The sequence below is a fragment of the Phaeobacter sp. QD34_24 genome (assembly GCF_028890115.1).
Taxonomy (GTDB): Bacteria; Pseudomonadota; Alphaproteobacteria; order Rhodobacterales; family Rhodobacteraceae; genus Phycobacter.
The window spans coordinates 1-8,782 of record NZ_JARCJD010000040.1 but is presented as its reverse complement, the minus strand read 5'-3'; the positions used below and the strand labels follow the sequence as shown (position 1 = coordinate 8,782).

The following is an 8,782-nucleotide window of genomic DNA, read 5'->3' as shown; positions in this document are numbered from 1 at the left end:
GGTGCCCAAAGGTCTTCCTGTCAGCCATCGCACTCGCAGCGCTCGTCATTTACTGGCTATGAGTCCTGACCCTAGGAGTCCGGTGTTGGGCCAATCCTCTTCTCAATCGCTATTGTCGCGCAAGCTATTGAAACGCGACCGGTATTCAGAGCTCTTGGCCCGCGAGAAGGACCATTTCGACATGGAGTTCCTCAAGGCGGTTCCACGCGACAAACGTGAGGCCTGCTTTGATCTGCTTGGCAACTCCCGCGCGCAGCTGCGCCAGGATCTCTTTGCGCTGGCCTGCAACGATTTCAAACGGGAGGGCTTCTTTGTCGAATTTGGCGCCACCAACGGCGTGAGTTTGAGCAACAGCTACCTGTTGGAAACGGAATTCGGCTGGAACGGGATCCTCTCGGAACCGGCCCGGAGCTGGCATGCGGATCTGGCGGCCAACCGCGGCTGCCATATCGACCAGCGTTGTGTCTGGTCGAAATCCGGCGAAACGCTCCGCTTTACCGAGGCGCCGCGCGGGGAGAACTCGGGCGTTTCCTCCTTCGTCAAGACCGGGCGGCGGTTGCGGGGGCAAAGCTATGATGTCACGACCATTTCGCTGAACGATCTGCTGGAAGAAAACAAGGCGCCCAGCCACATTGACTATCTTTCGGTGGATACCGAGGGCAGCGAACTTGAAATCCTCTCGGCTTTTGATTTCTCGCGCTGGAGCTTCGGCTGCATCACGGTGGAGCACAACTATCAGCCCAACCGCGAAGGGCTGTACAAGCTGCTGACCAGCAATGGCTATACCCGCGTGATGGAGAATATCTCGCGCTTCGACGACTGGTACGTGAAGGCCGCCTGAGGCCTGCGTCAACGCGCGTCCCTTCCGCGTCCCTTCAAAGCAAAGCCCCCCAAGCGATGTGCCTGGGGGGCTTTTTCATTTGCAATACTCGCTGCCTGCCTTATTCGGCGGGAACGGCGGCCTGTTCCTGCGACAGGGGATGAGCCAGCTTGTCCAGCATCTCTTTCGGGCAGACCTGCAGGAAGTTGGCTTTCTCGCTGTCCCAGTGCTGCAGGATATCGGCGGCCTTGCGGCTTCCGGTTTCCTCCAGGTGCTGTTCCACCAGGCCCTTCAGCTGGTCTTCCCAGTGATCGACGGTGACCGCACAGGTGACCAGGCTTTCCATGTTCATCATGGTCTCGGCCTTGCCTTCGGGATCATAAAGGTATGCCATGCCGCCGGTCATGCCGGCGCCAAAGTTGGCACCGATCGAACCCAGGATCACCGCAACGCCGCCGGTCATGTATTCACAACCGTTGGATCCGCAGCCCTCGATCACCACCGATGCGCCCGAGTTACGCACAGCGAAACGTTCGCCCGCGCGGCCCGCCGCAAAGAGGTAGCCATCGGTCGCGCCATAGAGGACCGTGTTGCCGACGATGGTGTTGTCGCTTGCCACCAGCGGCGAGGCCATTGGCGGGCGCACCACGATCATGCCGCCCGACAGGCCCTTGCCCACGTAGTCGTTCGCGTCACCGGAAACCTCCAGCTTCAGACCCGGTGCCGCAAAGGCGCCCAGGGACTGGCCGGCAGACCCTTGCAGCTTCACCGTCAGGTGGTTGGGCTGGAAGGAGTTGCGCATGCCGAAGTTGCGCACGATGTGGCTCGAGGTGCGCGTGCCGACGGTACGGTGGGTGTTCTGCACCGCATAGGAGAGCTGCATTTTCTCGCCATCCTGCAGGAAGCGCGCAGCATCGCGCACGATCTCCGCATCCAGCGTATCAGGCACCGCGTTGCGGTCCTTGTCGCGGTTGTAGACGATGTCTGCCGCACCATCGACGGTGATCAACAGCGGGTTGAGGTCCAGATCGTCCAGATGCGCCGACCCACGGGAGACCTGTGCCAGCAGATCCGCGCGGCCGATCACCTCGTCCAGAGAGCGCGCACCGATGGAGGCGAGGATTTCCCGCACTTCCTGGGCGTAGAAGGTGATCAGGTTCACCACCTTGTCCGCATTGCCGGTGAACTTGGCGCGCAGGGACTCATCCTGCGTACAGACGCCGACCGGGCAGGTGTTGGACTGGCACTGACGCACCATGATGCAACCCATGGCGATCAGCGCCGCTGTGCCGATGCCGTATTCCTCGGCGCCCATCATCGCGGCCATGACGATGTCACGTCCGGTGCGCAGGCCACCATCGGTCCGCAGGGTCACGCGGCCGCGCAGGTTGTTCATCGCCAGCACCTGATGCGCCTCGGTGAGACCCATCTCCCAGGGCAGGCCTGCGAATTTGATCGAGGTCGCGGGCGAGGCCCCGGTGCCGCCATTAGCGCCCGAGATCAGGATGATGTCCGCCTTCGCCTTGGCCACGCCGGCGGCAATGGTGCCAACGCCGGAAGAGGCCACCAGTTTCACCGTCACCTTGCAGCGCGGGTTGATCTGCTTCAGGTCGTAGATCAGCTGCGCCAGATCCTCGATCGAATAGATATCGTGGTGCGGCGGCGGCGAGATCAGCGTCACACCCTTGGTCGAATGGCGCAGACGGGCAATCAGATCGGTGACCTTCATACCCGGCAGCTGACCACCCTCACCGGGTTTCGCACCCTGGGCCACCTTGATCTCCAGCTCTTCACACTGGTTCAGGTATTCGGCAGTGACACCGAAGCGGCCCGAGGCCACCTGCTTGATCTTGGCCGAGGGGTTGTCGCCATTGGGTTCGGGCACGAAATGCGCCGGATCTTCCCCGCCTTCGCCGGAATCCGACTTGGCACCGATGCGGTTCATCGCGACGTTCAGGGTCTTGTGCGCCTCGGGCGACAGCGCACCCAGCGACATGCCCGGCGTCACGAAACGCTTGCGAATCGCGGTGATGCTTTCCACCTCTTCCAGCGGCACCGGCTTGCCCAGGGGCTTGATGTCCAGCAGGTCGCGCAAATGGATCGGCGGGTTGCTCTGCATCTTCTTCGAGTACTGCTGCCACATCTGGTAGGAGGCCTTGTTGCAGGCCATCTGCAGCATGTGCATCGAGGTGGCTTCCCAGGCGTGGGTCTCACCGGATTTGCGCGCCTTGTAGAAGCCGCCGATGGGCAGCACGTTCTGCTGTGCGCCCCAGGCAGAGGCGTGGATTTCCTCGGCCTTGACCTGGATACCCGAGACACCGATGCCGGAGATCCGGCTGGTCATGCCGGGGAAATATTCCGCACACATGGCGCGGGACAGGCCCACGGCCTCGAAGTTCAGCCCGCCACGATAGGAGGAGATCACCGAGATGCCCATCTTCGCCATGATCTTCAGAAGACCCTGGTCGATGGCTTCACGGTAGCGCGCCACGTTTTCGGTCAGCGAGCCATCCAGCAGGCCACGCTCGATCCGGTCAGCAAGGGAATCCTCGGCCAGGTAGGCGTTCACCACGGTGGCACCACAGCCGATCAGAACCGCAAAGTAATGCGGATCGATACATTCCGCCGAACGCACGTTCAGCGAACAGAAGGTGCGCAGACCCTTACGGGTCAGGTGCGAATGCACCGCCGAGGTCGCCAGGATCATCGGCATGGCGATCTTGCCTGCATCCGAATGCTGGTCGGTCAGCACGATATGCCCAGCACCCGAACGCACGGCCTCTTCGGCCTCGGCACGGATCCGTTGCAGCGCGGCGCTCAGGGAGCCTTTGCCGGGGGCAAAGGTACAGTCGATCTCCACCAGCGGCGCGTTCAGGTTCTCCATCAGCTTGTCCCACTGGGCATTGCCGACAAAGGGGCTTTCCAACACGATGATCTCGGTCTGCGAGCTGTCCTCGTCCAGCACGTTCTTGAGGTTACCGAACCGGGTCTTCAGCGACATCACGCGATATTCGCGCAGGGAGTCGATCGGCGGGTTGGTCACCTGGCTGAAGTTCTGGCGGAAGAAATGCGACAGCGGGCGGTATTTCTTCGACAGCACCGCAGAGGGCGTGTCATCGCCCATCGAGGCCAGCGTTTCCTTGCCGTCCTCGGCCATGGGCGCCAGGATCTGCTCCAGCTCTTCGATGGTGTAGCCGGCCGCGATCTGACGGCGGCGCAGTTCTTCGCCGCTGAACAGCGGTTTCTCATCCACGGTGGCCAGGGTTTCATCAAGATCGTTGATCTTGCTCACCCAATCGCCAAAAGGCAGCGCTGCGGCGAGCTTGTCCTTGATCTCGGTGTCGTGGAACAGCTTGCCCTTTTTCATATCCACGGCCAGCATCTGACCGGGGCCAAGCGCGCCCTTTTCCACCACATTTGCTTCGTCGATCGGCACCATGCCCGCTTCGGAGCCGGCGATCACCAGACCATCGCCGGTGACGACGTAACGCATCGGGCGCAGACCGTTGCGGTCCAGACCGGCGCAGACCCAACGGCCATCGGTCATGGCGAGGGCAGCAGGGCCGTCCCAGGGCTCCATCACCGAGTTGCAGTAGGAATACATGTCGCGCCAGGCTTCGGGCAGCTCAACCGCCTGCTTGGACCAGCTTTCCGGCACCAGCATGGTTTTTGCCATCGGCGCCGAACGGCCCGCGCGCACCAGAACCTCGAACACCGAATCCAGCGCTGCCGAGTCCGACGAACCGCCCGCGATGATCGGTTTGATGTCCTCGGCGTAATCGCCAAAGGTGGAAGAGGCCATGCGGATTTCATGGCTCTTCATCCAGTTGACGTTGCCCTTCAGCGTGTTGATTTCGCCGTTATGGGCCAGCATGCGGAACGGCTGTGCCAGCCACCACTGCGGGAAGGTGTTGGTGGAATAGCGCTGGTGATAGATCGCAAAGGCGGACTCAAAGCGTTCGTCCATCAGGTCGGGGTAGAAGACGGCGACCTGCTCGGCCAGCATCATGCCCTTGTAGATGATCGAGCGGCAGGACAGCGAAGCAATATACAGCCCGCCAATACCGGCAGCGGCGGCGGCCTTCTCGATCCGACGACGGATCACATAAAGCTCGCGCTCAAAAGTGTCCTCATCCACGCCCTTGGAGTTGGAGATCAGGATCTGCTCGATCTCGGGGCGGGTGGCGTTGGCCTTTTCACCCAGACAGGTCACATCGACCGGCACATGACGCCAGCCGTAGATGTAATAGCCCATGCGCAGGACTTCGGTTTCCACGATGGTCCGGCATTTCTCCTGGGCGCCAAAATCGGTGCGCGGCAGGAAGACCTGGCCGACGGCGATCAGCTGGTCCTTGTGCGGCTCGTGGCCGGTGCGCTTGATCTGGTCATAGAAGAAGGGGACCGGGATCTGCACGTGGATACCGGCGCCATCGCCGGTCTTGCCATCCGCATCCACAGCACCACGGTGCCAGATCGCCTTCAGGGCGTCGATACCGGCCTCAACCACCTTGCGGCTGGCGCTGCCATCCTGGGAGACAACCAGACCCACACCACAGGAAGAATGCTCTTCTTCCTCGGAATAGAGACCGTTTTCGGCCATCCACTTGCGCTTGGCTTCCTCGGCGCGGACCCATTCTGCATCATATTTGGTCATATCGTTTTCCTTTGCCTGGCGGCGGCGCCTCGCCTGTGTTTCGCCTGTGTCAGGGGCGCGCGACCGCGTGGGATCAATGTGAATTGTTACTCGGCGGCTACCGCAGCCTTGGCGTCGAACCGTTCCAGGATCGCCTCGGCGCAATCGCGTCCGTCCTTGATGGCCCAGACCACAAGGCTGGCGCCGCGCACGATGTCGCCCACCGCATAAACGCCGGGCAGGTCCGTTGCGCCGGATTTGAACTCGGCCTTGACGGTGCCCCAACGGGTGACCGGCAGTTCCGGCTGGCCCCAAAGGGTCGGCAGGTCTTCCGGCTCAAAGCCCAGCGCCTTGATCACCAGATCGGCCTCTTCCACGTAATCGGCGCCTTCGATGACCTCGGGCGCCTGGCGGCCGGTGGCATCGGGGGCGCCCAGGCGCATCTTCTGCACCATGACGCCAGTCACCGTGCCATCGCTGTCGACAAAGCCCTTGGGCGCGGACAACCATTCGAAGATGACGCCTTCTTCTTCGGCGTTCTGGGTTTCACGCTGCGAACCGGGCATATTGGCGCGGTCACGACGATAAAGACATTTGACCGAGGTCGCGCCTTCGCGGATCGAGGTCCGCACGCAGTCCATCGCGGTGTCACCACCGCCGATCACCACAACCTTCTTGCCTTCGGCGTTCAGCTCGCCGCTTTCGAATTCCGGCACCGTGTCGCCAAAGCTGCGCTTGTTGGAGGCGGTGAGGAAGTCGATCGCCTTGACGATCCCCGCCGCGCCGCTGCCCGGCATCGACAGATCGCGGGACTTGTAGACGCCGGTGGCGATGATCACCGCGTCATGCTTGCCGCGAATGTCCTCGAACGAGATGTCCTCGCCCACGTTGCAGTTCATGACAAAGGTCACGCCGCTATCGGCCAACAGCTGGTTGCGGCGCATCACCACGTCCTTTTCCAGCTTGAAGCCGGGGATACCATAGGTGAGCAGCCCGCCCGCACGGTCGTAGCGGTCATAGATGGTGACCTGCACCCCGGCTCGGCGCAGCATGTCCGCGGCCGCCAGGCCACCGGGGCCCGCACCGATGATGCCGACGCTTTCGCCGCGCTCCTGCAGCGGGGTGAACGGTTTCACCCAGCCGTTCTCCCAGGCGGTGTCGGTGATGTATTTCTCCACCGCGCCGATGGTGACGGTGCCATGGCCGGACTGTTCGATCACGCAGTTGCCCTCGCACAGGCGGTCCTGGGGGCAGATGCGGCCGCAGATCTCGGGGAAGGTATTGGTGGCCTGGCTGGTGGCATAGGCCTCTTCCAGACGGCCGGTCGCGGTCAGGCGCAGCCAATCGGGAATATTGTTGTGCAGCGGGCAGTGGGACTGGCAATAGGGCACACCGCACTGGCTGCAGCGGCTCGCCTGCTCCTCCGCCTTTGCCTGGGCGAACTCCGCGTAGATCTCGTTGAAATCTTCCTTGCGATCTTCTGCGGCCCGCTTTTCGGGCATGTCGCGATCGATTTTCACGAATTTGAGCATCGGTTGCTTGGCCACGGGTATACTCCCCTTTTTAGCTTGCTGCGATTGTCATAGATCGAAGTGCGGCGAAATAAAAGTCAGCTATGCTGACCTACTTTTCGTGCAGTATGCCTATATCGCCCGCTCCAGCGAAAATGTACAGCGATTTTAAGTCCGAATCGGACCCAAATGGAAATCTTCCCATCCGGGGGGACATTCATTAAGAAAAAAGGGCGTTTAGGGCCAACCCGCCCATGAAGGAGCCGCCCGTCATGCCGTTGTTTCACCTTGTTCTGGTGGCCCTGATCCAGGGCATTACGGAGTTTCTGCCGATTTCCTCCTCGGGGCACCTGATTCTCCTCCCCAAGCTGAGCGGCCTTGACGATCAGGGGCCGGTGATCGATGTCGCCGTCCATGTGGGAACATTGGTCGCGGTGGTGATCTATTTCTGGCAGGACGTGCGCAAAGGCCTTTTGGGCCTGCCCCACCTTGCCTGCGGCCATCTCGATACCGAAGGGGCGCGGCTGGCACTTGGCCTTGTCATTGCGACCATTCCCACGGTGATCCTGGGGGCGGTGCTGCATTTCTCCGGCCTCAGCGATGCGCTGCGCTCCACGACCGTGATCGGCTGGACCATGCTGATCTTCGGGATCGTGCTGTACATTGCCGACCAGAAAGGAGCCGAGGTGAAATCGGCGCGCGATTGGGGTCTGCGCGACGCGCTGATCATGGGGCTGTGGCAGATGATCGCGCTGATCCCGGGCACCTCGCGATCGGGGATCACCATTACCGGGGCACGGCAGCTTGGCTATACCCGCAGCGACGGCGCCCGGATCGCCATGCTGATGTCGATCCCGACCATCCTTGCGTCGGGCGTTCTTCTGGGCGCCGAGGTTGCGGTGGAGGCCAATACCGCGCTGATGCGCGATGGGATCATCGCCGCCGGGCTGGCTTTCCTGTCGGCCCTCGCCGCGCTCGCCCTGATGATGCGGCTGTTGAAATCGGTCAGTTTTACGCCCTATGTGATTTACCGTGTCATCCTAGGGATCATCCTGCTGGCCATCGCCTACAACTAGACCCGTTGAAAGATGGCGCGCATCGGCCTCTGCTGCGTTTGAGAGAGCCTGATCCCCTTGACCCAAACACGGCCCGGAAGGAGCTATTGATGCATATTGCTGTTGCCGGGCTTGGATATGTCGGCTTGTCCAACGCCGTATTGCTGGCGCAAAACCACGTGGTCACCGCCGTGGATATCTCCGCCTCCCGCGTGGACATGGTCAACCGTCGTCAGTGCCCGATTATTGACGAGGACCTGCAGGCCTTCCTGAGCAAGCGCGATCTGCAGCTCACCGCAACGACCGATGCCGCCTCGACCTATCGGGATGCCGACTTTGTCATCGTCGCAACACCGACCGATTACGACCCCAAGACCAATTTCTTCGACACCTCCTCGGTCGAGGCCGTGATCCGCCAGGTCATCGACGTGAACCCCGACGCCACCATCGTCATCAAGTCCACAATCCCGGTCGGATTCACCCAGGACATCCGCCGCCGCCTGGACACCGAGCAGGTGATCTTCAGCCCCGAATTCCTGCGCGAAGGGCGTGCGCTCTATGACAATCTGCATCCCAGCCGGATCATCGTCGGAGAGCGCTCCGAGCGCGCCCGCATCTTTGCCGATCTCCTGCTGGAAGGGGCGGAAAGCAAGGATGTGACGGTCCTCTTCACCGATCCAACCGAGGCCGAGGCGATCAAGCTCTTTGCCAATACCTACCTTGCCATGCGGGTGGCCTTCTTCAACGAGCTGGACAGCTATGC

At 61.8% G+C, this 8,782-nt stretch carries 5 protein-coding genes; 3 read left to right on the top strand and 2 right to left on the bottom strand.

Going from position 1 to position 8,782, the window contains the following annotated elements:
* Nucleotides 1–85 precede the first annotated feature (85 nt).
* Nucleotides 86–841 carry an FkbM family methyltransferase gene (locus PXK07_RS18340; protein WP_274849754.1) on the top strand — a complete coding sequence of 252 codons (756 nt, stop codon included), beginning with the start codon at nt 86–88 and terminating at the stop codon, nt 839–841.
* 100 nt (nt 842–941) lie between these two features.
* Here the strand turns inward: PXK07_RS18340 and gltB are convergent, their stop codons facing one another.
* Both gltB and PXK07_RS18330 read right to left on the bottom strand, forming a co-directional pair.
* Nucleotides 942–5,474, bottom strand: a complete 4,533-nt coding sequence (gene gltB / locus PXK07_RS18335) for a glutamate synthase large subunit (RefSeq protein WP_274849753.1) — start codon at nt 5,472–5,474, stop codon at nt 942–944.
* Between the two features lie 86 nt (nt 5,475–5,560).
* On the bottom strand, nt 5,561–7,000 hold the full coding sequence (locus tag PXK07_RS18330) for an NAD(P)-dependent oxidoreductase (RefSeq protein WP_274849752.1): 1,440 nt from the start codon (nt 6,998–7,000) through the stop codon (nt 5,561–5,563).
* 236 nt (nt 7,001–7,236) lie between these two features.
* Here PXK07_RS18330 and PXK07_RS18325 point away from each other — a divergent pair, with 236 nt between their 5' ends.
* Together PXK07_RS18325 and PXK07_RS18320 are read left to right on the top strand one after the other, a co-directional pair.
* Entirely contained in the window at nt 7,237–8,040 is an 804-nt protein-coding gene (locus PXK07_RS18325) for an undecaprenyl-diphosphate phosphatase (protein WP_274849751.1), read from the top strand.
* Nucleotides 8,041–8,129: 89 nt separating this feature from the next.
* The coding region (locus tag PXK07_RS18320; RefSeq protein ID WP_274849750.1) for a nucleotide sugar dehydrogenase at nt 8,130–8,782 on the top strand (653 nt) is incomplete at its 3' end.